Origin of the sequence: Paenibacillus sp. FSL R7-0179, from assembly GCF_038002265.1 — a bacterium.
Lineage (GTDB): Bacteria > Bacillota > Bacilli > Paenibacillales > Paenibacillaceae > Paenibacillus_AQ.
Window position 1 is genome coordinate 2,621,357 of sequence record NZ_JBBOCC010000001.1, and the last position, 25,627, is coordinate 2,646,983.

Annotated in this window: 28 protein-coding genes; all 28 read left to right on the forward strand. The window is 53.1% G+C overall.

What is annotated here, in order from left to right:
• The first annotated feature begins 31 nt into the window (after positions 1-31).
• Positions 32-1,228 carry a GGDEF domain-containing protein gene (locus MKX63_RS11650; RefSeq protein WP_341017209.1) on the forward strand — a complete coding sequence of 399 codons (1,197 nt, stop codon included), beginning with the start codon at positions 32-34 and terminating at the stop codon, positions 1,226-1,228.
• A 161-nt stretch (positions 1,229-1,389) separates the two neighbouring features.
• Complete coding sequence (locus MKX63_RS11655; RefSeq protein ID WP_341017210.1) at positions 1,390-2,571, forward strand: glycosyltransferase family 4 protein; 1,182 nt, start codon at positions 1,390-1,392, stop codon at positions 2,569-2,571.
• Between the two features lie 175 nt (positions 2,572-2,746).
• A complete protein-coding gene (locus MKX63_RS11660) occupies positions 2,747-3,934 on the forward strand; it encodes a glycosyltransferase (RefSeq protein WP_341017211.1) in 1,188 nt (395 codons plus the stop codon).
• Positions 3,935-4,025: 91 nt separating this feature from the next.
• Entirely contained in the window at positions 4,026-5,369 is a 1,344-nt protein-coding gene (locus tag MKX63_RS11665; RefSeq protein ID WP_341017212.1) for an SPOR domain-containing protein, read from the forward strand.
• Between the two features lie 199 nt (positions 5,370-5,568).
• A complete protein-coding gene (locus tag MKX63_RS11670; RefSeq protein WP_341017214.1) occupies positions 5,569-5,814 on the forward strand; it encodes a DUF4321 domain-containing protein in 246 nt (81 codons plus the stop codon).
• 36 nt (positions 5,815-5,850) lie between these two features.
• Positions 5,851-6,453: a Maf family protein gene (locus MKX63_RS11675; protein WP_341017216.1), complete on the forward strand. Its 603-nt coding sequence runs from the start codon at positions 5,851-5,853 to the stop codon at positions 6,451-6,453.
• 26 nt (positions 6,454-6,479) lie between these two features.
• Positions 6,480-7,169 carry a RadC family protein gene (gene radC, locus MKX63_RS11680; protein ID WP_341017218.1) on the forward strand — a complete coding sequence of 230 codons (690 nt, stop codon included), beginning with the start codon at positions 6,480-6,482 and terminating at the stop codon, positions 7,167-7,169.
• A 39-nt stretch (positions 7,170-7,208) separates the two neighbouring features.
• Positions 7,209-8,243, forward strand: a complete 1,035-nt coding sequence (locus tag MKX63_RS11685) for a rod shape-determining protein (protein WP_036698969.1) — start codon at positions 7,209-7,211, stop codon at positions 8,241-8,243.
• Between the two features lie 67 nt (positions 8,244-8,310).
• Positions 8,311-9,180 (forward strand): rod shape-determining protein MreC, encoded by an 870-nt coding sequence (gene mreC / locus MKX63_RS11690; protein ID WP_341017219.1) that lies wholly within the window; start codon positions 8,311-8,313, stop codon positions 9,178-9,180.
• Positions 9,180-9,710 carry a rod shape-determining protein MreD gene (gene mreD, locus MKX63_RS11695; RefSeq protein WP_340752103.1) on the forward strand — a complete coding sequence of 177 codons (531 nt, stop codon included), beginning with the start codon at positions 9,180-9,182 and terminating at the stop codon, positions 9,708-9,710. The genes mreC and mreD overlap by 1 nt, the downstream gene beginning before the upstream one ends.
• Before the next feature lie 81 nt (positions 9,711-9,791).
• Positions 9,792-10,451 (forward strand): septum site-determining protein MinC, encoded by a 660-nt coding sequence (minC, locus tag MKX63_RS11700; RefSeq protein ID WP_036698972.1) that lies wholly within the window; start codon positions 9,792-9,794, stop codon positions 10,449-10,451.
• A 5-nt stretch (positions 10,452-10,456) separates the two neighbouring features.
• Positions 10,457-11,251 carry a septum site-determining protein MinD gene (minD, locus tag MKX63_RS11705; protein ID WP_341017221.1) on the forward strand — a complete coding sequence of 265 codons (795 nt, stop codon included), beginning with the start codon at positions 10,457-10,459 and terminating at the stop codon, positions 11,249-11,251.
• Between the two features lie 165 nt (positions 11,252-11,416).
• The gene (locus MKX63_RS11710; RefSeq protein ID WP_341017222.1) at positions 11,417-12,283 is read left to right on the forward strand and encodes a M23 family metallopeptidase; all 867 of its coding nucleotides are present in this window, start codon (positions 11,417-11,419) and stop codon (positions 12,281-12,283) included.
• Positions 12,276-13,118, forward strand: coding sequence for a M50 family metallopeptidase (locus tag MKX63_RS11715; protein WP_341017224.1), 843 nt, complete (start codon positions 12,276-12,278; stop codon positions 13,116-13,118). The genes MKX63_RS11710 and MKX63_RS11715 overlap by 8 nt, the downstream gene beginning before the upstream one ends.
• A 34-nt stretch (positions 13,119-13,152) precedes the next feature.
• Positions 13,153-14,394, forward strand: coding sequence for an Rne/Rng family ribonuclease (locus MKX63_RS11720; protein ID WP_341017226.1), 1,242 nt, complete (start codon positions 13,153-13,155; stop codon positions 14,392-14,394).
• Between the two features lie 200 nt (positions 14,395-14,594).
• A complete protein-coding gene (gene rplU, locus MKX63_RS11725) occupies positions 14,595-14,906 on the forward strand; it encodes a 50S ribosomal protein L21 (RefSeq protein ID WP_341017227.1) in 312 nt (103 codons plus the stop codon).
• 12 nt (positions 14,907-14,918) lie between these two features.
• A complete protein-coding gene (locus MKX63_RS11730) occupies positions 14,919-15,254 on the forward strand; it encodes a ribosomal-processing cysteine protease Prp (protein WP_341017229.1) in 336 nt (111 codons plus the stop codon).
• A 17-nt stretch (positions 15,255-15,271) separates the two neighbouring features.
• Positions 15,272-15,583, forward strand: a complete 312-nt coding sequence (gene rpmA, locus MKX63_RS11735) for a 50S ribosomal protein L27 (RefSeq protein WP_020429282.1) — start codon at positions 15,272-15,274, stop codon at positions 15,581-15,583.
• 256 nt (positions 15,584-15,839) lie between these two features.
• Positions 15,840-16,580: a Spo0B domain-containing protein gene (locus MKX63_RS11740; protein WP_341017231.1), complete on the forward strand. Its 741-nt coding sequence runs from the start codon at positions 15,840-15,842 to the stop codon at positions 16,578-16,580.
• Positions 16,581-16,595: 15 nt separating this feature from the next.
• Positions 16,596-17,903: a GTPase ObgE gene (obgE, locus tag MKX63_RS11745; RefSeq protein ID WP_341017233.1), complete on the forward strand. Its 1,308-nt coding sequence runs from the start codon at positions 16,596-16,598 to the stop codon at positions 17,901-17,903.
• 225 nt (positions 17,904-18,128) lie between these two features.
• On the forward strand, positions 18,129-19,304 hold the full coding sequence (locus MKX63_RS11750; protein WP_341017234.1) for an SPFH domain-containing protein: 1,176 nt from the start codon (positions 18,129-18,131) through the stop codon (positions 19,302-19,304).
• Positions 19,301-20,056, forward strand: coding sequence for a hypothetical protein (locus MKX63_RS11755; protein ID WP_341017235.1), 756 nt, complete (start codon positions 19,301-19,303; stop codon positions 20,054-20,056). Before MKX63_RS11750 ends, MKX63_RS11755 begins: the two co-directional genes overlap by 4 nt.
• Before the next feature lie 15 nt (positions 20,057-20,071).
• Positions 20,072-20,830: a hypothetical protein gene (locus MKX63_RS11760; RefSeq protein ID WP_341017237.1), complete on the forward strand. Its 759-nt coding sequence runs from the start codon at positions 20,072-20,074 to the stop codon at positions 20,828-20,830.
• Between the two features lie 161 nt (positions 20,831-20,991).
• The gene (locus MKX63_RS11765) at positions 20,992-21,429 is read left to right on the forward strand and encodes an ACT domain-containing protein (protein ID WP_036698990.1); all 438 of its coding nucleotides are present in this window, start codon (positions 20,992-20,994) and stop codon (positions 21,427-21,429) included.
• An 8-nt stretch (positions 21,430-21,437) separates the two neighbouring features.
• A complete protein-coding gene (locus MKX63_RS11770; protein WP_341017239.1) occupies positions 21,438-22,724 on the forward strand; it encodes a homoserine dehydrogenase in 1,287 nt (428 codons plus the stop codon).
• 62 nt (positions 22,725-22,786) lie between these two features.
• Positions 22,787-23,767, forward strand: coding sequence for a homoserine kinase (thrB, locus tag MKX63_RS11775; protein ID WP_341017241.1), 981 nt, complete (start codon positions 22,787-22,789; stop codon positions 23,765-23,767).
• Positions 23,764-24,651, forward strand: coding sequence for a prephenate dehydratase (gene pheA, locus MKX63_RS11780; RefSeq protein ID WP_341017243.1), 888 nt, complete (start codon positions 23,764-23,766; stop codon positions 24,649-24,651). The genes thrB and pheA overlap by 4 nt, the downstream gene beginning before the upstream one ends.
• A gap of 3 nt (positions 24,652-24,654) precedes the next feature.
• Complete coding sequence (gene ilvE / locus MKX63_RS11785) at positions 24,655-25,536, forward strand: branched-chain-amino-acid transaminase (protein WP_340752117.1); 882 nt, start codon at positions 24,655-24,657, stop codon at positions 25,534-25,536.
• Positions 25,537-25,627: the final 91 nt, after the last annotated feature.

Consider the following 25,627-nt stretch of genomic DNA (forward strand, 5'->3'; position numbering starts at 1 on the left):
AGATATATCGTTAAACAAAGGGGTGGACATAATGACCGCCGGCTTGGATTTGAAGACATTGCTGGCTTGTCTTTTTTTCGGCAATCTATTTACGGTTCTGCTTATTCTGGCATACCGGCCCAGTTATCCGAAAGAGAAGACAACCCCGTTGTTCCTGACAGCCAAAATTCTGCAGCTTGCTATTCTGCAGCTGTTGTTATTACAGGGAATTCATGATATTCCATTCGTGCTTCCAAGTCTTATTCTCTTGAGCGTGGCTGCAGGTACTGCGGAGATTCTGGCTCTGCTGAAGAAGCTTGAAGCCGATTCCGAACGAATGAAGCAGAGGTATTACACGCTGGCGGGGATATCTGTGATAGGTCTGCTCATACTCTACCTGATGCATTCGGATGTTCCCCGGCTGATTGCAGTATCTGCACTTACGGGTGCGATTCTGCTGCTCTATCCGGCTTATCTGTTATCCTGGAAGGTCAGAAAGACCCCGCTGCAGGAAATTACGGGTATGCTGTACGGCGTGGCGATCCTCGCTCTGCTCAGTAAGGCCAGCAGCCTGTTCTATCTTCCGCCGGCAGGCTCGATTGCAGCGGTGTGGCTGCAGAGCTTTTACTATGCCGGGATCTATCTGCTGATGTTCCTCGGAACTGCGGGCTTCATGCTGCTCTCCCGGGAACAGTCCTATGCGGAGCTGGAGCGTGTGGCAACGTATGATGAGCTGACGGGCGTCTTGAACCGCAGGGCCTTCGTGCTGCGCGCCCAGCCTCTGATTGCTGCCGCGGCCAAGGAGATGACGCCCTTCTCGTTCATGCTGCTGGATGTGGACCATTTCAAGCAGGTGAATGACACCTATGGCCATGATACGGGAGACCGGGTGCTGCAGGATTTCGCCCGCAGAATTGAGCGCCAGCTTGGCAGCGGAGATCTCTTCGGAAGATTCGGGGGCGAGGAATTCGCGGTGCTGCTGCACCGGTCGGATGAGGAAGACGGTGAACGAATAGCGGAACGGCTGCGTTGCTCTGTGCTTGGTGCGACGGTCGAAGGCATGCCGCTGTCCTATACAGTCAGCATCGGTCTGATTACGATTCTTTCAGGTGAACGAGTGCCGCTAGGCACCTTATACAAACTGAGCGACAACGCTCTATACGAGGCGAAGCAGCGGGGCAGGAACTGCGTGGTCAGGAGTGACAGCTACAAGGGGAAGGTGCCGGAAGCCGGTTTTCTGACGAAATAGGAAGGGCCGGTTTTCAATAGTATGCCGCATGACAGCGATTCTCCGGTTATCGGGGGACCGCCTTTTTTGTATGACGGCACCACCTGAATTTGGGTAATAGATCCTAGGGTGTCCCGGAGAGTCCAGGGCCAATTGATCAATGGAAAGTAGGAGAAGAGGCCATGAAGGAACCGTTGCTATTCATTTCTGCAGAGAATCCATATCCGCAGGATAGCGGGGGCAAGCTGAGAACAGGCAATATTCTGAAGCTTCTGCTCGGCAAATATGAGGTAGAGCTCATCACCTATGCCAATTCCCGGAAGACAGGGACGCTGGAGGGACTTCCGTCACTTACAGTGCATGAAGTAGAGCGTACGGTCACCTACCGCAAAGCGCTTCTCCGTTCCCTGTATACCTGGCGGAACTGCTCGTATATGAGCCATGTGGATGTGGACATGAAGGCGAAGATTATAGAGCTCTGCAGCCGGAATTCCTACGGTCATGTATTCATTTCGCACAGCCTGCTGGGCTGCTGCATCGACATTGTACAGCGCTGCCTGCCTGACACTGTGATCATTACCGATGCGCATAATTTCGAGAGCGGATTGTCTGCACAGCTGGCAGGCGGGAAAAAGGGGATCGCCAAGGTCTATTATTCCCTTAATGCTGTATGGACGCGCCAGGATGAGCTGAGGCTGATGGACAAGACGAATCTGCTGCTGACCACTTCGGAAGAGGATGCTCTGGCCTTCAAGGCACTGGCCCCCAGCCAGGCAGAGAAGGTCCATGTCATTCCCAATTTCATACGTATGGAGGATTACCGGACCAAGACGCAGCTGCCCAAGGAGAAATGGATTATTCTTCCGGGTAATATGAACTACTTCCCTAACATTAACGCAGCCCTCTACTTCTACCGTGAGGTATATCCTCTGGTTAAGGCGAGCGTGCCGGATATCCAGTGGTATATTGTCGGACGGGACGTACACCCGGAATTAGCGGCGCTCGCCTTGAAGGATTCCTCTATCGTCATTACCGGGTATGTGGACAGTGTGGCGGATTATATACGTAAGGCGCAGGTAGTCATAGCTCCGCTCCTGGAAGGCAGCGGGACAAGGCTGAAAATTCTGGAGGCCTGGGCCCTGAGGACCCCTGTCGTATCCAGTTCCAAAGGGGCAGAAGGGCTGCTCTATGAGCATTCGCAGAATATTATGATTGCCGATGACCCGGTTTCCTTTGCCGACAGTGTGACACTGCTGCTTCAGGATCATGAAAGAGGAATAGTGCTCGCGGACCGTGCATACGAGACTCTGCTGGTAAATTATGAGGCGGAAAGTGTTAAGGATAAGCTGCTTCGTCTGGTCTGAAGGGGTATGGAATGTAAAATAATTATTTTTCCCCATAAATCGACAACCTTCTCAGGAGGACTGCGTTACTATAGATCTACATCGATAGTTTCACATTTCTGGGCTGGATGTCATCCGGCCTTTTTTGTTTCGTACACATTCATACACATTTACATAGAACCAAGGAGCTATAGCCATGAGAGAGAGAATGTTGTTCCTTTCTGCCCGGAGTCACACGCCGGAAGACCGGGAGGGAGACATCAGAACAGAGAATTTCCTTGATATGCTGCTGGAGCGGTTTGATATTGATCTGCTGGAGTATTGCCACCACCGCCGCGAGACGCAAATTCTGCGCAGTCCTGCCCTGACCGTGCATCAGGTGAAGCGGCCTGCGTCCAGCCGCAGAAGCCTGCTGTTTCCGCTGAACAGACTACGTACGGATGCCTCGATGCTCGGCAATGACAAGTCGCTGCGGGCGGTAATTAGCGAGATGTGCAGCCAGCACGCCTACAGCCATGTGTTTGTCTCCTATGCCATGCTCGGCAACGGGCTGGACCTGGTCGCTTCGCTGCTTCCTGAAGCTGTTATCGTCACCGACGCCCGGCGTGCAGGCGGCATACGGGTGCAGAGACGGGCGGCAGTCAAGCGGGGAATCAGCACAGGCTACCGCAAGCTGAACGATGCGCTGATCCGCCGGGAAGAGCGCCGGTTAATGAACAAGACCAGCCTCCTGCTGGCCGCTTCAGAAGAAGAGGCACTGTCCTTTAAGGCGTTATCCTTTGCCGATGCAGGCAAGGTGCATGTAGTTCCTCCGTACGTTGATCTGAGCGCCCCGCCGTATGCGGCTCCCGGAGATACTGCCAAGGATAACTCCATCGTTCTGCACTGGGACATGCACTCCACTAACGGCAAGAATGCAGCGCTGCTGTTCTTCAAGAAGGTATATCCGCTGGTTCGGGCGGCAGTGCCGGATACCCGCTGCTGCATTATCAGCAGTGAGGTGCATGCTGAGGTCGCAGCTGCCGCCGAGAAGGACTCTTCTATTCTAATCATCAGAGAAGCTATGCAGACAGCCGATTATATCCGCAGGGCCAGAGCTGTGGTTGCTTCATCCTGTGAGGACTGCGGCAGTCAGAGCAGCATTCTGGAGGCCTGGGCCCTCCGCACGCCGGTGGTCAGCACCCCGAAGGGCTCGGAGGAGCTGATCTGCGAGCCGGGGCGGAACATTCTGCTGGCAGGAACAACGGCGGGCACTGCCGATCATCTGATCAGGCTGCTGACGTCGCCGGAGCTTGGTTCTATTATTGCGGATCAGGCCTACCGTACGCTCAGCAGGCATTATGCCGCAGACGGAGTGAAGGCGAAGCTGCTTAGTCTGGTGTAAATATATTAAAATAGCATATCTCTCTCGCTTCTTTCATATCTTTCAGTATAGAACTGAAGATCGCGAGGTGAGGGCATTGAATAACGGAAGAATGACTTTCCGCTTCGACGGGGACCAGGGCAGGCAGCGGACAGAGAAGGCAGCGCTCCGGGTGGTGAACGAAACCGGTGTTGTTCTTGAGGATAAGGGGACTTACAAGGTACAGCCCGGGGGGGGGAAGGCATCCTCCTATACCAAGGCCGATGAATATATTGTGGATCTGGAGAAGGTGGAGTTGCCCCGGCCATTAGAGACAGCTTACATGAAGCCCCCGGGCGCCGGCCGCCGGAAACCGAAAGCTCCTGAGGATAACTATGATTTGGGACTGTATTCTGTTGTCCGTCCTGCTTCTGCAAGGAATCTGTGGGAACAGAGGGAAGACTCGGAGGAGGATTCCCCCTATGGAGGGGCGGATGAACAAGGTTTGCTGCATTCAGCAGACGACCACTATCCGCTGTATGAAGATAACCGTGAATCTGCTACAGACAGTTATGAGCAATCCGGCGCTCACCGGGATAGCTACGGCGGCTCTTATCATACCCGCCGTCCCTCGTATTGGTGGAAGTTCGCACTGTCCATAACTGGAGCGCTGGGAACGGGGATTCTGCTCGGATACGCAGCCTTGTCGTTCATCACAGGAGGGACGGGGGAGACTGCTGAAGCTCCCGGCAATGCGGAGGTTAAGGCGGGAATCACTCAGGGGCAGAAGGCGGCAACCAGCACTAATGCAGCAGACATAACGGGCGTGCCTGCTGAGCAGACGGGAGAAGCGGTGAGCGCGCAGATTCCGGTTCAGGTTGCGCCCCAGAGCTATTATCTGCTGCAATATGGCGTGTTCAGCACACCGGCAGGAGCGGAGCAAGCCCGGCAGGAGCTCTTGACCGCCGGCCTTGCCGCAGGTCTTGACCCGGCAGACGGCAACCGTGTGTACGCCGGAATGTCTCCTGACCGTGAACAGGCCAAACTGCTTAGCAATGGGCTCAAGGGCCAAGGCATCGAGCTGTATGTGAGAGAAGTGGCTTTGCCCGCTGTGAATCAGGTCCGCTATACCGGAACGGCAGCGGCAGTAGACAGCTACTTCGCGCTCAGCAGCCAGCTGTTAAGCAGGCTGAGCAGCTTGTCCGCTTCCCTGCTTGGCGGGGGGAGCAGCGGGGACGCTGGCGGAGCGGTAAGCGATCTCCATATGCAGTGGACCCAGGCAGTCAAGGCACTGGAGCCGGGCCTCACACCGGAAGGGCAGGGAATCGCTGACGGGCTGGAGAAATCCATGAGCCAGGGGATAGCCGCCCTGAACGAATACAATAAGAATAAGGCGGAGGGGCTGCTCTGGGAGGTGCAGGAGGCCATGATGAGCTTCCTGACCGGCCAGAAAAGCCTGTTGTCCGCCATGAGCTGACAGCAGAGGCGTAACGAACCGCTGACTATAGACTAAATAAACACTCCCCCGTATGGCATATGCCCGGCGGGGGAGTGTTGCATTTCCAGAGGCTGCCGGTTACGTGGTAAACATTCCCTGGATGGATTTTGAGTTTGTATTGCACTCCGTTTCACCGTATAATAATTAGGGTGTCAAAAAATGGCGAGGGAAGACTTGAATGAAGAAGAAAAATGTAGGAACACTGCTGTTATTTCTTATTCTGGGCTGGCTGGCCGGAGCCTGGATTGCCAAGCTGCTGGAACCTGTACGGGCTCTGTCTTTTCTTACAGCTTCGACTGTTCTCAAGTGGTCGCCGCAAGCCGATTTAGACATCATAACCTATGACATCACAATCCATTTGAAACTGTGCCTGCTCAGTCTTGCCGGAATTATTACAGCCGTATGGCTGTACCGCAGGCTGTAGCCTTAGCTGGCAGCATCAGGAAGGGACGTAATTACAGTGGAGCATGACAATTCACGGCATATTATTCTGGCTTCAGGTTCACCGCGGCGGCGTGAGCTGTTAGCCTCGCTTGGACTGCCTTTCGAGGTGCTGTCCAGTGATGCTGATGAGAGTACACCGCCCGAATGGAATCTTGAAGCTATTGTACGGAATCTGGCTCTGCGTAAGGCAGAAGCTGTGGTTCCTGTTGCCGGAGACCGTGATGCCGTTATTATCGGCAGCGACACGATTGTTGTGCTTGACGGAATGGTGCTCGGCAAGCCGGCGGATGAGCAGGACAGCGCCAGAATGCTGGAGATGCTGCAAGGCCGGACGCATCAGGTATACACCGGGGTGGCCTGCATCGGTTCCGCAGAGGGACGTACCCTGGTAGATCATAGGGTAACCTCTGTAACTATGAGAGCAATGAGCGAAGAGGAAATCTCCGCCTACATAGCGACCGGGGAGCCTGCCGACAAAGCCGGCTCTTACGCGATACAAGGACTGGGCGCCACCCTGGTGGAAGAAATTGAAGGCTGCTATTTTAACGTGGTCGGTCTGCCGCTGTCACTGCTGAGCGGCATGTTGTCCGGGTTTGGCATTTCAGTGCTGAACCGGTAAGGGTAGCCGAAGAAAGAAGGTTAGGGATGGAGTCGCAAACATTTATGCTGCGTGACCTCCCCCATGAAGAACGACCACGAGAGCGCATGATGCATTATGGGGCGGAATCATTAAGTCAAGCGGAGCTTCTGGCTATTCTGCTGCGCACAGGTGCGCACCGTGAATCAGCCCTTCTTATCGCCCAGCGGCTCTTGAGCCATGCAGGCGGTCTCCGCGGACTGGCGGATCTGAGCATTGAAGAATTGACAACAATCAACGGCATCGGCCCTGTCAAGGCCGTGCAACTCAAAGCAGGCATAGAGCTGGGAAGACGCATGGCGAATTCCCGGCTTACCGAACCGGTTATTATCCGCAGTCCCCAGGACGCGGCGGAGATTCTGACCGAACAGCTGCGTTATTTGCAGAAGGAGCATTTTATCTGCCTGTTCCTGAATACGAAGAATCATGTTATTGCGCAGGAAACATTGTCCATGGGTAGCCTTAATGCCTCCATTGTGCATCCCCGCGAGGTGTTCCGGGCAGCCATGAAATGCAGCAGCGCAGCAATTATATGCGCACATAATCATCCGAGCGGTGATCCTACGCCGAGCCCTGAAGACATCTCCCTGACCGCAAGGCTGATGCAGGCAGGCGAGATTGTCGGCATTGATGTGCTGGATCATCTGGTGATCGGAGACGGCAGCTACGTAAGTTTGAAAGAGAAAGGCTACATGTAATACAATTGTCTAGATTCACATGGAAAAGGAGCATACAAGATGTTAGGTGGTTTTACGAAAGACTTAGGAATTGACTTGGGGACAGCGAATACGCTTGTCTACGTGCGCGGTAAAGGGATTGTTGTCAGAGAGCCGTCCGTGGTAGCCATTAATACAGATAGCAAGACGATTGAAGCCGTAGGGGAATCTGCCAAAAAAATGATCGGACGCACGCCGGGCAACATCCGTGCCATCCGTCCAATGAAGGACGGGGTCATCGCTGATTTCGATACTACAGCAACCATGATCAAATATTTCATCCGCCAGGCCCAGAAGCAGCGCTCGATGTTCCAGCGCCATCCGAATGTCATGGTGTGTGTGCCCTCCGGAATTACAGCCGTTGAACAACGTGCGGTCGAGGATGCTACGAAGCAGGCCGGAGCACGGGAAGCTTATATTATCGAGGAGCCATTCGCTGCTGCGATCGGTGCAGATCTTCCGGTATGGGAACCAACCGGCAGTATGGTTGTAGATATCGGCGGCGGAACTACCGAGGTTGCGGTAATCTCACTCGGCGGTATTGTTACCAGCCGTTCTGTACGTGTCGCTGGAGATGATGCGGATGAGTCTATCATCCAATACATCAAGCGCCAGTATAACCTTATGATCGGTGAACGCACCTCCGAGCAGCTTAAGATGGATGTGGGCTCCGCCCTGCCGCTTGAGAAGGCTGAGACGATGGAGATCCGCGGACGCGATCTGGTAACCGGTCTGCCGAAGACGCTGACCATTACCTCCGATGAAATCTGTGAGGCTCTGTCCGACACTGTGAATGCAATTGTTGAAGCCGTGAAGGTTACGCTGGAGAAATGTCCGCCGGAGCTGGCCGCCGATATTATGGACCGCGGCATTGTGCTTACGGGCGGCGGCGCACTTCTGCGCAACCTGGACAAGCTGCTGGCGCGTGAGACCGGAATGCCGGTGATTGTGGCCGAGAATCCGCTGGACTGTGTTGCAATCGGCACAGGCAAGGCGCTGGAGAATATCCACTTGTTCAAGAGCCGCAGCAGTTCGGGTCTCCGCTCCAAACGCTAGGAACATGCGGACTGTGAACGTCAACCCCTGAGGTTGGAGAAATACGGTTATTAGAGGGTGCTCGAGATTGTTCAAGCTGTTTAACAATAAACGACTGTTTATATTGCTGATTACGCTGGTTACGTTTATCGTTCTGATGGGCTTCAGCCTGGGGCAGAGGAAGACCCTGTCCTGGCCGGAGAATTTCCTCAGAGATACGACCGGATTCGTGCAGAAATTGTTCTACAAGCCCGCTGGATACGTAGCGGGCTTCTTCGAAGATATTGGCAATCTCCGCGAAATGGCCGAAGAGAACAAGCGGCTTAAGATTTTGGCTGCACAGTACGCCCGGGATAAGGCGCAATTTAATTTCATTAAAGCCAAGAATGAAGAATATGAAAAGGATCTTCAATTCACTAAAGCTCAAAAGAACATGTATAAATATGAATATCTGATCTCCAATGTGGTCAGTGTTACGACAGAACCGGGGAATAATACACTTGTTATTGATTTGGGTGCGAAAGATGGCATTAGACTGAATATGTCCGTAACTTCTATCGAGGGGCTTGTAGGAGTTATAAGCAATGTAAGTAACTTCACCTCTACCGTGAAGCTGATGACGATGATGGATATCAACGACCCCAACTCACAGCCTCCTATAGCAGCAACCGCTGTTAACAAGGAAGGCAAGACCTTTGGAATGATTGAGAGCTATGACCAGCAGACCGGGATGCTGCTGATGAACAAAATCCCCGTAGGCGATCCGATTGCCAAGGATGATGTCATTATCTCCTCTGGGATTGGCGGACGCTATCCGCGCGGTATGCCTATCGGTACGGTGAAAGAAGTGAAGATCGGACAATTCGGATTAACCTCTACAGCGATTATCAAGCCGGCGGCAGGATTCCAGGACTGGAAGGAACTCTTCGTTGTCTATACGGAGGAGCGTGTAGAATAGTGAGGATGCGCAGACCTGTCCTGGTACTTTTGTTATTCATTTTATTTATTCTGGAAGGCACAGTGCTTCCCTGGCTGATTCCTGACGGCTGGCAGATGCGGATTATTCCTAATCTCGTCTTCATCGTCATTCTGTTCGTAACGGTATACCATCACCGGCATACAGCGCTTATTCTGGGCTTATCGTTCGGTATGCTGCATGATGTGGTCTTCTATGGTCGCATACTGGGTGCTCATTCCTTCGCTATGGGCCTATCTGCGTACCTGATCGGGCTGATATTCCAGATTCCCCGCGCGCCGCTGCCGCTTATGATGACAGTGGTGCTGCTGGGCAGTCTGCTGGAAGACAGCATTCTTTTTGCCATCTATAATGTGTTTAATCTAAGCCAGGAGCCATATAATTGGGCGCTCTTGCATCATATGCTGCCTACCATGCTCATTCATTTTGCTGCAGGCCTGCTTCTCTACATTCCGCTCCGGCGACAGCTGGAGCTGCTGAAGAAAGAGACACTTGATGAGGAAGCTGCCTAAGCGGCAGCGGTTTTTTCTTATCGCCCAAAGAAGGAATTTGCCCGGCCCGGCACGAATGAATGAGGATAGGGGGACAGGCATATGACAGTTAAATCCAAGCACGTAAGGATTAAGGGCATCAAGGATGGCCTGGTATTCCTGCTAGACGACAAGTGTCCCTTTGAAGATCTCTTAAGCGAGCTTCGCTACAAGCTGGAGCACAGCCATCAAAATATTCTGACCGGACCGATTGTGCATGTGGATATTAAGCTGGGCAACCGTGCTGTTACCGAAGAAGATAAAGAGGCGGTACTTGAGATCCTCAAGAGTCAGGGAAATCTGTTGATCCGTTCGGTTGAAGCTATTGAAGATCCTGAAGAGAAGGATACAGAGGCCTTGTTCATGATGAGCGGAATGCTCCGCTCGGGCCAGGTACTGCATCATGAGGGCAATCTGCTGTTCCTCGGCGATGTGAATCCGGGAGGCACGATTACCTGTTCAGGAGATATCTATATTCTTGGTGCACTCAAAGGAATGGCACACGCCGGAATCAACGGTAACCAGGAGGCCATTATTGCCGCTTCTCTTCTGGCGCCTACCCAACTCCGGATTGCTGAGATTATCAGCAGACCGCCTGATGAATGGGGAACCCGGGAGAGCAGTATGGAATTTGCCTATTTATCGGGCGGTGCTATGCAAATCGACAAAATTCATAATATAGTGAAGTTACGTCAGGATTTAAATGTGTTTAAAGGGGTGTAGCCTCCATGGGAGAAGCGATTGTCGTAACCTCGGGTAAAGGCGGAGTTGGCAAGACAACCACAACAGCCAACATTGGGACCGCGCTTGCCCTGCAGGGCAAAAAAGTATGTCTGGTGGATACGGACATTGGACTGCGGAATCTGGATGTTGTCATGGGGCTGGAGAACCGGATTATCTATGATCTGGTCGATGTGGCAGAGGGCCGCTGCCGGCTGAATCAGGCGCTGGTCAAGGACAAGCGCTTCGATGAGCTGTACATGCTGCCCGCTGCCCAGACCAAGGACAAGACTGCAGTTACGCCGGAGCAGGTTAGGGATATCATTCTGGAGCTCAAGAAGGAGTATGAATATATTCTGATCGATTGTCCGGCCGGCATTGAGCACGGCTTCCGCAATGCGGTTGCCGGTGCCGACAAAGCAATTGTAGTCACCACTCCGGAGCATGCTGCGGTACGGGATGCAGACCGGATTATCGGTCTCTTGGAGCAGTCAGCGGTGGAATCTCCGAAGCTGGTGGTCAACCGGATTCGTCAGGGCTTGATCAAGTCCGGGGATATGCTTGATATTGAAGACATTCTGCAGGTGCTGAATATCGATCTGATCGGGATTGTACCCGATGATGAACAGGTCATCCGGGCGGCGAACAACGGAGAGCCTACCGTGATGAATCCGGACTCCTTGGCTGCGATAGCTTACCGTAATATTGCCCGGCGTATTCTGGGCGATGCGGTGCCGCTGATGCAGCTTGATCAGAAGACGGGCGCCTTCAAGAAGCTCAAGAAATTTTTTGGAATGGGCTGAATCCCGGCCAGGCACTTATATATGGCATTCTTCCGTAGGAGCCCGCTGACGAGAAATCGCTGGCGGGCTTATTTTTGTTGTGCAGTAACTTGGACAGGGCTTGTTCTAAAGCGGCTTCCGCCACTCATAAAATGGAAGTAAAACAAGCCCGCCGGAGGGATCAATATGAAATACCCGAGAGAGTCCAAGAACCGCCGTAAGAAACGTATACAAAATCTGCTGGAGGAGAAGCCGGCAGCCGGAGCAGCACCAGCACCAGAGCGGCTCGGTCTGCCGGGCAGTCCTTCCTCATTCAGAGCATGGGGGGCTGGGGACAGGAATGAATTTGACTCTTCCCTTGAGCCTGACCCCGAGACAATGTGGAAGCAGCAGCGCAACCACTGGGAAGATGAAGGCAGCAAGGGACCGGGGCAGGGCTTCCGTGCTGGTCTGCTGCGGCGGACGGTGGCCAGTCTGCTGGTCTTCGGCGCTGTATGGGGCATTTTTGCCGTGCAGGAGCCGTGGGCAGTGAAGGCACAGTACTTTGTTACAGACATCCTCAGCAATGATATGGATTTTGCAGCAGCACAGGTGTGGTACGAGGAACATTTCAATGGAGCCCCGTCCTTTATTCCGATTTTCGGAGATGAACAGGTACCGGCGGAGAAGGTGACGGCTGCTCATGAGCTTAGCGCTCCGCTTGCAGGAAGCATTGTTCGTCCCTTTGCTGCTTCGCTTAATGGCATCGAAATTATACCGGCAGACGATTCAAGTGCCAGCGTCACGGTGAAAAGTGTAGATACGGGCCGTGTGCTGGCCGTTTCGAAGGAAGCCCGGGGAGGCATCCGTATTACGGTCCGGCATACCGGGGAGATCACGGCAGAATACGGTCATCTTAGCGGGACACGGCTCGCAGTGGATGACTGGGTGCAGAGCGGAGACGAAATAGGCTGGATTCAGGGGACGGAGGATGCCCGGGTCCCGTTGCTGTTTTTTGCAGTTATGAAAGACAAGACTTATATTGATCCGGCCGAAGTGGTATCGTTTGATTAGGGTCTTCGGCATTGAATTGTCACTGCATCCGCTCTTCGTGCTGATTCTCATGGTCTCCGTGCTTACCGGACAGTTCCTGGAGCTGCTCACCTTGTTCCTGATCGTATTCATTCATGAGCTTGGACATGTATGTGCGGCGCTGCTGGCCGGCGTTACCGTCAGATCGGTGGAGCTTCTGCCATTCGGCGGCGTTGCGGTTATAGAGGATCATGGACGGCTTACAGCTGTCCGTGAGATCGGGATTGCCCTGGCTGGTCCGCTGCAGAACGGAATTATGATTCTGATGGCGCTGGCGCTTAAGCAGGTGGAGTATGGAAATATCGCCTATCTGGATTATTTTATCGGAGCTAATGCCATGATCGCTCTATTCAATCTGCTTCCGGTGCTTCCGCTGGACGGTGGCAAAATTCTTCAGGCGGCCCTGAGTCTGCTGCTTCCGTATTATTACACACTGCTGTGGACCGGCAGAGTCAGCATTGCGGCCAGTCTGCTTGTGATAGGGTTCGCTCTGCTTCCGCTTGGGAACGGAGATGGACTCCGGCTTAACCTCCTCATGATCGGAGCGTTTCTGCTCTATTCTAATTGGACGGACCAGCGCAATTTGCCGTACCGGTTTGTCGGGTTTTTGATGAACCGTGAGCGGATTTATGAGCGGTATCTAGTGGCGGAGAACATTGCCCGCCCAATAGTTGCCACGCTCGCGAAACCTTTGGATGAGATATTGCGTCTATTTAAACGTAACCATTATCATTATATCTATGTGATGAACAACGATAGGGATATCGTAGCCGTTGTGCCGGAGCAGCGTCTGATTGCTTCGTATTTCGGAAAGTAACAAGCGAGAAACGATTCAAACCAGAGGTGAAGCCATGAAACAAATGATCGTTCACTGTACACAGCATATTACCCGCATGGCACTTCTGGAGAACGGGAGGCTGGTGGAATATGCGGCTGAACGCGATCAGCAGCAGGGTCTGGTCGGGAGTTATTATAAAGGCCGGGTAATGAATGTGCTGCCTGGTATGCAGGCGGCCTTTGTAGATATCGGACAGAAAAAGAATGCATTTCTATACGTAGATGATGTACTCCATCCCCATCTGGACAAGCAGCCGGCCGTCAAGCCTTCGATTGAGACGCTGCTGCAGCCCGGTCAGGAGATTGTGGTTCAGGTGAGAAAAGAACCGCGGGGCGGCAAGGGCGCGCGGGTAACCACGCATTATACGCTGCCCGGACGCTGGATGGTGTACATGCCCTTTGCCGAATATGTCGGGGTCTCCAAGAAAATATGCCGGGAATCCGAGCGCAGCCGGCTTAAAGGCATCGGCGAGCGGCTGCGTCAGGGTGAGGAAGGACTCATTATGCGCACCGTCTCCGAGGATGAGCCGGTGGAAGCCGTGGAGGGAGATCTGGCTTTTCTGCGGGCGCAGTGGGAAGTGATTACCCGGCGTTCCCAGGAAGTGGAGGCGCCGGCTCTGCTGCACTGTGATCTGAGCATCGTCCAGCGGTTCATCCGGGATGCCTTCAATCCGCAGCGTGATGAGCTGATGATTGATTCGGCCAAGGCGGTTAAGGAAGCGGAAGCCTTCCTGACGGATATGGCTCCGGAAGGGTACAAGCCTGTGGGATTCTACAGGGGACAGGAGCCCATTTTCTCTGCTTACGGGGTGACGGATCAGCTGCACAAGAGCTTCAGCCGTAAAATCATCCTCGAAGGCGGCGCTACGCTGATCTGGGACGAGACAGAAGCCCTGACTGTGATTGATGTTAACACAGCGCAGTACACCGGCGGGACGAACCTTGAGGATACAGTAACACGTACTAACCTGCTGGCTGCGGAGGAGATCGGGCGGCTTGTCCGGCTCCGGGATACAGGCGGTATTATTATTGTTGATTTCATTGATATGGAACGGGAAGAGCACCGCAGGCAGGTGACGGACAAGCTGGAGAGCATTATCAGCCGCGACCGGACCAAGACGCATATTCTCGGCTGGACCCATCTCGGTCTGCTGGAGATGACCCGTAAGAAGGCCAGACATGATTCCGCGGGGTTTGCCCCGGTGATCTGCCAGTGCTGCGGCGGTACAGGCAAGGTCGGGACTTGGCTGGAGTAGGAAGAGACAGTCAGGTTGTATATGTTTTGTAAGGGGATATTGACTAGGACCCATATGTGTGATAATATCTTCAAGTATGTGTTTGGTTGTTCCATTCCTGCACATGCTGTAACCGCTCCGATCGGGTAGATGAAGCGTGATTCCTCCGGGGATTGCCACCTTGACTAGGCGAGTCTGAGACATGAGGAGGTGCAAGTACAATGTATGCAATTATCGAAACTGGCGGTAAACAATACAAAGTCCAAGAGGGCGATGTTTTGTTCATTGAGAAGCTGGAAGCTGAAGACGGCGCAAGCGTAACGTTTGACCGTGTCTTGGCTGTTTCTAACGAAGGTGGTTTGACTGCAGGAACTCCGCTGGTAAGCGGCGCGTCTGTAACAGCCAAAGTCGAGAAACATGGTAAGGGACAGAAGGTTGTAGTTTACAAATACAAACCTAAGAAGAACTACCACAAGAAGCAAGGCCATCGTCAACCGTACACCAAAGTAACTATCGAGAAGATTCAAGCGTAAGAAGGTGCGTTAATGATTAACGTGCGGATTACACGGGCTTCTGCTCAGGGTGTCATTGTCGGTTTTGCCGTCAAGGGGCATGCGGAATACGCAAGGAATGGCAGGGATATCGTCTGCGCGGGTGTTTCGACGGTTACCGTTGGAACAGTGAATGCGATTGAGAGCCTGACGGGTGTAGTTCTGGATACTTCGATGAAGGATGGGTTCTTAAGCGGAACGCTGGTTCCCGTGAATGATTCCGAAGTCTCCGCCAAGGTACAGCTCTTGCTGGAATCCATGGTGCTGATGCTCAAGGATATTGCTAAATCCTATAAGAAATATATTCAGATACAGGAAGTTATCATTTGAAGAAGGAGGTTGACAACATGTTGAAATTGGATCTTCAATTATTCGCATCGAAAAAAGGTGTAGGTTCCACAAAGAACGGACGTGATTCCCACTCTAAGCGTCTTGGCGTGAAACGGGCTGACGGTCAAGCAGTAACCGGCGGCAACATCTTGGTTCGTCAACGCGGAACCAAAATCCACCCGGGCACGAACGTGGGCATCGGTAAAGATGACACACTGTTCGCACTTGTGGATGGCGTAGTGAAGTTCGAACGTTGGGGACGCGACCGCAAAAAAGTGAGCGTATATCCGGTGGATGTCGCTCCGGTAGCAGCGGCACTGGAAGCGTAAGCTTACGGAACCTATGAAGATGAGAAGCCTCCGGCATCAGTGCCGGGGGCTTTTTTTGAAATGTAAAGTGAATCTATATGTTTCGGGGTCCTTATAAAGCACCTGAGTAAGCATCGAAGCTTAAGCCCCACTTTGTGACGGGATTCTGGTGATTGCAGAGAAAGCCTGTGTTATACTGGGAAATGGTGAATATGAAGCAAGATAAGCAGTGCTTACATTGGAAACAATTTTGCGAACCAAGGGACGGGGAGAAGGAATGAAATCCTGGAAAAGTAAGGTCTGGGCAGTCATGTTATCCGCAGTGCTTCCTTTAGGTCTCGTGTATTGGCAAACCTCCCTTTTCACATGCCTGCTGCTCGGAGTCTGGGTAGCGGCAGTGCTTGCATTCAGCTTTGTTTACAACCGGCGTCAATATGAAGAGGAACTGCGTATACAGGAGAATACTCTGCAGCAGGCGGCAAACCGGACACTGAATCATCATCGTCATGACTGGATGAATGATCTGCAGGTGCTTTACGGATATATCCAGCTGGGCAAGCCTGATAAATCCGTACAATGTGTGGAAAGAATAAAGGAGCGTATTGCGCTCGACAGCCGTATTGCCAAATTGGGAGTGCCTTCCCTGGTGTTCTACCTGCAATCCTTCCGTACGTTCAGAAGCAGTCTGGAGCTGGACATACAGGTGGAAGAAGAGCTCCAGCTGGAGGACAAGCTGAGTCCTGAGGCAGGGGCTGAGCTGACTTCGGTCATTATGCAGACGGTCAGGGCGTACCAGTACAGCGGAATAACACAGCATGGAGACACGCGGAAGCTTGAACTCAGCTTTTCACAGGAGGGCAGGGACATTCTGATCTCTTTCAAAGGTGAGGGAGAACAAGGGAATCCCGAACTGCTTCAGGAGCAAATTTATAATATAGTACAAGGAAAAATCATGAAGGCGGAGCAGGTTCAGCCTGCCAAGGGTTATTTGGAACTGCGGTTACCGCTGGAGATGTAAGGAAGGTGAACATTTATGTTCGTAGATAAGGCTAAGGTTTATGTAAAAGGCGGAGACGGCGGAGATGGTCTCGTAGCGTTTCGCCGGGAGAAATATGTACCGGATGGCGGTCCTGCCGGCGGCGATGGCGGCCGTGGGGGAGATGTGATTTTCCGCGTGGATGAAGGCTTGCGGACCCTGATGGATTTCCGTTATCAGCGGCACTTCAAGGCCGATAAGGGAGTTAAGGGACGCAACAAGAGCCAGCACGGGGCAAACGCCGAGCATATGATCGTGCGGATTCCACCAGGAACTGTGTTGATTGATGATGATACCCAGGAGATCCTTGCCGACCTAACCCGTCATGGACAACAGGTTGTAGTGGCCCGCGGAGGCCGGGGAGGCCGGGGTAATACCCGGTTTGCGACGGCGAACAATACAGCGCCGGAGCTGGCTGAGAATGGGGAAGAGGGCCAGGAGCGGTACATCGTAATGGAGCTGAAGGTCATGGCCGACGTAGGCCTTGTAGGCTTCCCTAGCGTAGGTAAATCTACGCTGCTGTCGGTCGTATCTGCTGCCCAGCCGAAGATCGGAGCGTACCACTTTACCACGATTACCCCGAATCTGGGTGTAGTTGATGTCGGGGATGGCCGCAGCTTTGTAATGGCGGATCTGCCTGGACTGATTGAAGGCGCGAGTGAAGGAGTGGGCCTGGGGCATGAGTTCCTGCGCCACGTTGAACGCACGCGTATCATCATTCATGTCGTGGATATGTCCGGCTCGGAAGGCCGCGATCCTTTTGAAGATTGGGTACTGATTAATGATGAGCTGAAGCAATACAATGCGGCGCTGATTGACCGTCCGCAGATCGTGGCGGCGAACAAGATGGATATGCCTGATTCCGAGGAGAACCTGGCTTCCTTCCGTGAACGTATCGCGGAGCTTCGTCCGGACCTTGAGATTATGCCGATCTCTTCCCTGACCCGTCAGGGCGTTCAGGAGCTGCTCTACCGTGCTACAGATATTCTTGACAGTATTCCTGTGGCTCCGGTGGTTGAAGAAGTAGCCGGCAAAGAGCGCAAGGTGTATAAGCTCGAAGCGGAAGAGGATAACTCATTCACGATTACCCGTGACAACGAGGCCTTTGTAGTCAACAGTCCGCGGATTGAGCGGATGATTAAGAGAATGCAGCTAAGCACACATGATGCCATTCTCAGGCTGGCCCGTACTTTGCGTCACATGGGTGTGGATGCCGAACTGCGCAGACGCGGCGCTGTTGAAGGTACAATCGTGCGCATTGCTGATTTTGAATTCGAATTTGTCGAGAACAGCAGCTACTATTAATAGAGACTCAAGTATACCGGCTGTATCTTCCGAGAGGGGGATGCGGCCTTTTTTAATGGGAGTCAGGTGGGCTTCACAGAGGGTTTAGCCATTTATATTAATAAAGTTTTCTTTATATATCTGGATTAATTTACTACAATCATTATATAAGTGATGTTAAGTTGAATCCAAAGGGTGTAATCTGCGTATATCATACATACCTGTCAGGAAAGAGGGAATGGACAGATGGCAATTATTGAAGTAGTCAAATATGACGGACCTCCGGGTGTCTTCGCCTGGAAGTATCCGAATCAGGAGCTGGGGACCTGGACACAGCTGATCGTAAATGAATCTCAGGAAGCGATTTTGTTCAAGGGTGGAGAGGCGCTGGATTCCTTCACAGCCGGACGCCACACCTTAAGCACAGCGAATATTCCAATTTTGTCGAATGTGGTGAACCTGCCGTTCGGCGGCAAGTCTCCATTCACCGCAGAGATATGGTTTGTGAACAAGATAAACTCCATGAATGTGAAGTGGGGGACCAGTGCACCGCTTCAGCTGCAGGACCCTAAATACAAGATCATGGTAGCGGTCCGTGCCTTCGGACAGTTTGGCGTGCGGATCGAAGATCCCCGCAAATTCCTGCTGAAGCTGGTAGGGACACTGCCGGTCTTCGATCAGGATACAATGATCAACTATTTCCGCGGGCTGCTGATGTCCAATATTAATGAACTCATATCTTCTTATCTGGTACACAAAAAAATCAGCATCCTGGAGATCAATGCCTACGTGGTTGAAATCTCCAAGCACATTCAAGGGCGCTTATTCTCCACGTTCCTGGACAGCGGGATTGAGCTTAATAATTTCTATATTGACTCGATCAATATTCCCGATGATGATCCGGCAACGCAGCGCCTTAAGGAGGCCTTGGCCAAAAAAGCGGAGATGGACATTATCGGCTTCACCTATCAGCAGGAACGTAGCTTCGATGCTATGGAGGAGGCCGCAGGCAATCCGGGCAACGCAGGCGTGGGCATGATGAATGCGGGGCTGGGGCTCGGCATGGGCTTCGGGCTGGCCGGACCTGCGGCTGAGATAGCCACCCGGATGACCCGGAGCATGTCCCTGGACGGCAGTACGGGCAGCCAGCCGGCATCTGCTGCTTCTAAATCCTGCTCGGGCTGTGGAACCCTTAATCCGGCAGATGCACGCTTCTGTACCGGCTGCGGCCGCAGTCTGCAACCGCCGCCGGAAGCGGAGAATAAGGTATGTCCTAGCTGCGGCAAGGCGGTCATCCCTAGTGCCAAATTCTGTCCGCATTGCGGAGAAGGCCTGATCCTGAAATGTGCAGGCTGCGGGCATGAGCTGAAGCCCGGACAGAAATTCTGTCCAGAGTGCGGTACCAGAGCGGCTAACGGGTGAACGGAATGCAGAGGCAGAGGTCATATACCGGTCTTGTCACTGGCATTTATGTTGCTGTTCTGGCAGTTACTGCGGGCACCTTCTTCACATTTGGATTCTCGGAATCGCTGCTGCGCTTCGTAGTGACTCTGCTTGCTGTAGGTATGGCAGAGACTGTGGTTTACGTATATTGTATGCTATGGCTAAGCCGTGCTCCTGAAGCAGGCAGGACTTCGCCAGTATTCATCAGCGGAGTTGTAATTATAGCCTTCTATCTGGCTGCGGTACTAGCTTCGGCTATTCTGCTGGACTGGATTCTGGAGCTGAGCCCGCTCTGGTATGCTGGAGAGCAGCTGCTTATCCTGATTATGGCTGTGATCGTGCTTGCAGCTACAGCGGGATATGGCTGGAATGCCGCCTCCGGGGAGCGCAGGGCTGCGGACGCTTCGCGGAGCCTGCGTAGTCATATGCAGGAGCTGCAGGAGATCAGAGGGATTGCTGGCAGCTGGAAGCATCCTGAAGCAGGCAGGCTGGTGGAGCTGATCGGGGCTCTGGAGGAGAAATTCCTCTACAGTGACCCGGTATCGAGACCGGGACTATATGCAACGGAAGATATCATTAGGCAGCAGATCTCTCTGCTGCATGACCATGTGGCGCTGCTGCTTGTCCTGAAGGAGCTGCCGGCCAGCTGGGACACGGAGACAGAAGAATTAACCGGGAGTATTGCCGGCACGCTCCAGCGGCGTAACCTGGAGCTGGCGGCGCTTAAATAGGAGGAGTAGACAGCAATGGGGATAGGGAATCAGCCGGGCGGACTGCTGCCGGGCCGGGAAGGGCAACCGTCTGATAGTCTGCCTAAGTATGAGCGGACTACTTTGGATGTTGTAACTATCGGTGCAGGATATTTGTTTATGCCGTTGGGGCTTATGCTTGCACTGGTACGAATGTTGAGTACCCACTATAAAAATTACCGCAAGGCTGTCAATTATAATCTGATGCTTCATGTGTTTGTGGGCGGCTTCGTGCAGTTGATGGGAATTGTCGTCTATTCCATCTTCAGTGAAGACGGGATTGACGCGGCAACCCTGATTACCATGTTAATCCTCTTCGCATTGGTTTCTCTTCTGCCTGCGGCCGTATTTGCCAGAAGCGCAGCCAAGGCCAGATTCCGCTTCTCGCAGCTCGCCAATCAGTATGTACATCTGATCACGGTGGAGAGAGTCCGCTATACCGGAGATCTGGCAGACCGGAGCGGACAGAGCGAAGCGGATGTGAACAGAGACCTCCTCTATCTGCAGAAGTATGGAGTGCTGGACTCCGGCCTCCTCTTTCATGAAGGGGCGGATGAAGCAGCTTCGGCGGCGCAGGGAGGCCAGGCGGCGTCATCTCCGTTCTCGCCGCCTGCCGGCGGACCGCAACATCAGCAGGGCGGTCCGCAGCAACTACCGAAATCGGTACGCTGCCCGGGCTGCGGGGCACAGAATACAGTAGCTCCTAACCAGTCCACCAGCTGTGATTACTGCGGGACGACCATTGCTTACAGCTGAGCATGCGCGGTAAGTATTACTTTTTTCAGAAGGCTGTTCCTCCTAGATGATAGGGGGAATAGCCTTTTTCGCTTGTTTGCAGAAAGTTATTGCAATAAAAGCCTTCAATCCCGTATAATGTCCACTATGTACATACAAAAGTCTTTGGGGTGAGGACGTTCGTGAAAGAACGCTATTATTTGGTCCGGGAGGACATATTGCCCGATGCGGTGCTGAAGACCATGCAGGTCAAACAGCTGCTGGAAGCAGGAGATGCCAAAACCGTACACGAGGGCGTGGAACAGGTCGGGCTTAGCCGCAGTGCTTTTTATAAATACAAAGATGGGATACACTTAATTCATCAGCTGGAGCGCGAGCGCATTGTGACGATCTCGATTGATCTGGAGCACGAGTCGGGTATGCTGTCCAAGGTGCTCGGTTCCGTGGCGGTCCACGGGGCGAATGTGCTGACAATCCATCAGAGTATCCCGCTGCAAGGGCGGGCCAACGTGGTGATCTCTGTCGAGATCTCCCATCTGAATGAAGAGCTGGGCGATTTGCTGGATAGTCTCAAGGCAATTCCCGGTGTGAAGCGTGCGTTAATTATTGGTCAGGGGTGAGAATACGAATGAAGCCGGTTAGAGTAGGTCTGCTGGGTCTGGGTACTGTGGGTACGGGCGTTGTCCGTATTGTGGAAGGGAATCAGGAGGATTTGAGCAGCCAGGTGGGCTCGCCGATTCTGATTGAACGTATTGCCGTGAAGAATACGGAGAAGCCGCGTGATATTGAAGTGGACCCGTCCAAGATTACCGATGATCCATGGGCGGTTATCCGTGACCCAGAGATTGATGTTATTGTTGAGGTCATGGGCGGGATCGCAGGGACGAAGGAGTACATTCTGGAGGCGCTGGAGCGCGGCAAGCATATCGTAACCGCCAATAAGGACCTGATGGCCCTGCACGGCTCGGAGATTCTGGCTAAGGCGCAGGAGAAGCAGTGCGATGTGTTCTATGAGGCGAGTGTGGCGGGAGGCATTCCGATTATCCGCACCCTGATCGAAGGCTTTTCCTCGGATAAGATTATGAAGATTATGGGGATCGTGAACGGGACAACCAACTACATCCTCAGCAAAATGAGCCAGGAAGGCGCATCTTACGCGGACGTCCTGCAGGAAGCGCAGGAGCTGGGGTACGCCGAGTCTGATCCGACCTCCGATGTGGAGGGGCTGGATGCAGCCCGCAAGATGGCCATTCTGGGCACGCTGGGCTTCCGGACAAATGTGGAGCTGAGCGACGTCAGTGTAAGCGGAATTTCCTCGGTCAGCAAGGAGGATATGGCTTTTGCCAAACGGCTGGGATACGAGATGAAGCTGCTCGGGATCGCTGAACGCCAGGATGAAGAATTCAGCATTAGCGTTCAGCCGACGATGATCCGTACGAACCACCCGATTGCCTCCGTTAACGGTGTGTTTAATGCGGTATATGTATATGGTGAGGCTGTAGGAGAGACGATGTTCTACGGTGCGGGGGCAGGGGCGATGCCTACGGCAACCTCGATTGTGGCGGATCTGGTGGCGGTCATCAAGAACCTGAAGCTGGGGGTCAACGGGCTTAAGCAGATTGTGCCGTATAAGCAGAAGAAGCTGAAGAGCGACGAGGATATCTATTACAAAAACTTCCTCCTGCTCCATGTCGACGACAAGGCCGGGGTACTGGCGAAGATTACCCAGGTGTTTGCCGAATATGATGTGAGTCTGGATTCCGTAGTGCAGCAGGCCAATCCTAATAATCCTGATGCCGAAATTATCATTGTCACCCATAACGCCAGCAGAGCCAGTATGAACAAAGTGCTGCGCCACCTGGAACAACTGAATGTCATTCACCGCATCAAAAGCCATTACCGTGTAGAAGGCTAAATATCGCAGGTTCCCTGGAACACAGCCCTGCGCGCAAATATAATGAAGGAGATTTACCCGCCATGAGTATTTACGGAAGGTCTAGAGTGAAGGTCCCTGCGAGTACCGCCAATCTCGGTCCGGGCTTCGATACGCTGGGCATGGCTCTGTCGCTGTATGCCTGGATTGAAATGGAGGAAGCCGCTGAAACGGTATTTCAGCTGCATGGAGATGAGATGGCCGGCGTTCCCCGGGACAAAAGCAATCTGCTCTACAAGGTTGCGCAAATGGTCTTTGCAGAGGCCGGGGTTCAGGTTCCGGAGTTGTCCATCTCCATGTATTCGGAAATCCCGCTGACCCGCGGGCTTGGCAGCAGTGCTTCGGCCATTATTGGCGCGCTGGCTGCGGCGAATGCTATGATAGGTTCACCGCTGAGTCAGGCGAAGCTGTTCGATATGGCTACAGCGATCGAGAAGCATCCCGATAATGTCGGGGCCTCGCTGTTCGGGGGAATTATTACGGCCGTGTGGGACGGCGAACATGCCGATTACATCCGGATCGAGCCTCCTCAGGAGCTTGAAGTGCTTGTGGTCATCCCTGAATTCGAGCTGGAGACTGTCAAGGCAAGAGGTGTGCTGCCTGCTGAGGTTACGGTCAGTGATGCTGTCCATAACATCAGCCGTACCTCACTGCTCACTGCAGCGTTAGCCGCAGGACGTCTGGATCTGATTGGTACAGCGATGCAGGATAGGCTGCATCAGCCCTACCGTGCACCGCTGGTGCCGGGAATGGAGAAGCTGCTGGCTGAAGCTCCGGGCCACGGCGCGCTGGGGATTGCGCTCAGCGGTGCTGGCCCGACTCTGTTATGTATGGTGGACCGCAGCGAGCAGCGGAAGCAGGAGCTGGAGCTGTTTTTGACAGAGACCATGCAGGAGAACGGGATCTCTGCCCGTACCGTATGGCTGTCCCCATGCACCACAGGTGTCACTGCGGAGCTGCTTGAAAGAAACGGGATGCACAACGAATCATTTTTGGATATGATAAAAGGAGAATTACAGCCATGAAATCGATAGCGTTATTGCCTCAGGGTTCTGTCTCGCATGAAGCGCTGCTGCATTTATTTGGCGGTAACCCTGTTCATCTGGAGCATCATAAGCTCATCTCCGATGTCTTCCTGTCCACGGCTGGCGGAGTCACCGATTACAGTGTCATTCCGATTGAGAACACGATAGAAGGCTCGGTCAGCCTGCATATCGACTGGCTCATTAATGAAGTGAACCTGCCGATGCAGGCGGAGTGGATTTTCCCGTCGATACAGAATCTGATCAGCTGTCCGCAGGAGTTCACGAAGGAGAACGGGGATAAGGATTATACGAAGATTGTCAAAATCTTGTCCCATCCGGTGGCTATGGCCCAATGCACGCAGTTCATCCGTAAGGCTATGCCCTGGGCTGAGCTGGAGTCTGTGGGAAGCACCTCTGAAGCGGTGGAGATTGTGAAGGGCAATCCCGGCAAAGGCTGGGCTGCCATCGGTACCGCACTTGGAGCCGCTACGCACGGACTGGAGGTTGTGGAACGACAGATTACGGATCATAATAACAATTACACGCGGTTTGTCCTGGTGGGCCCGCAGAAGCTGGAGCTTCCGCAGAAGAGCAGTGGAGACAAGACGAGTATTCTTGTTACGCTGCCTGAGGATTTCCCTGGTGCCCTGCATCAGGTATTGGCTGCTTTTGCCTGGCGTAAGCTGAACTTGTCCCGTATTGAATCAAGGCCGACGAAGAAGAAGCTGGGTACTTATTATTTCTATATTGATGTGCTGGAACCGATAGAGTCGGTACTGCTACCGGGCGCGATCGAAGAGATCAAAGCCTTGGGCTGTCAGGTACGGATTCTGGGGTCCTATCCCACATACACCTATGAGGAAGAGAAAGCGGAGGTGCAGTAGTTCATGGCTGAGCAATGGATCTATCTGGATGGACAACATGTAACAAAGGACAAGGCAATGGTGTCCGTATTCGATCACGGTTTTTTATATGGAGACGGAATCTTCGAAGGTATCCGTATTTATAACGGCAACATCTTCAAGTGCAAGGAGCATCTGGACAGGCTGTATGATTCGGCGAAGTCGATAATGCTGGACATTCCGCTGACGTATGACGAGATGCTAGAGGCAATGGCTGAGACCATCCGCCTGAACGACATGCGGGACGGTTACATCCGGCTGATCGTATCACGCGGTCCCGGCAACCTGGGTCTTGATCCGCGCCGCTGCCCCAAAGCAAGTGTAATCATCATTGTTGAGCAGCTTGCCATCTATCCGGAGCAGGCTTATATGAACGGACTTCGTGCCGTTTCGGTCTCCCAGCGCCGCAATCTCCCGGATGCCCTAAATCCTAAGATCAAATCGCTGAACTATCTGAATAATATTCTGGTGAAGATTCAGTCGAATCTGGCGGAAGCCGATGAAGCAATCATGATGAACGCTCAGGGTTATGTAACCGAAGGCTCAGGCGATAATATCTTCATTATCAAAAGAGGCGTAGTCTATACACCGCCTTGTTACCTGGGCGCCCTGGAGGGAATCACCCGTCTGGCGATCATTGAGCTGTGTGAGAAGCTGGGACTGCCGCTTAAGGAAGAACCGTTCACCATGCATGATGTCTATATTGCCGATGAAGTCTTCTTCACCGGAACAGCGGCTGAAGTTATTGCTGCCCGTGAGATCGACGGCAGAGTCATCGGTTCCGGCCAGGCCGGGCCGATTACCCTGCAATTGCTGGAAGAATTCCGCAATGTGGTTGATAAAGACGGTTATAAGGTTTGGGAATAGCACATTAATTTCGCGGGAGCGAATAGAGAAAAATCCTTTCATGCCAAGCATGGAAGGATTTTTTTGCATATAGGGATGTCATTCGCCCATG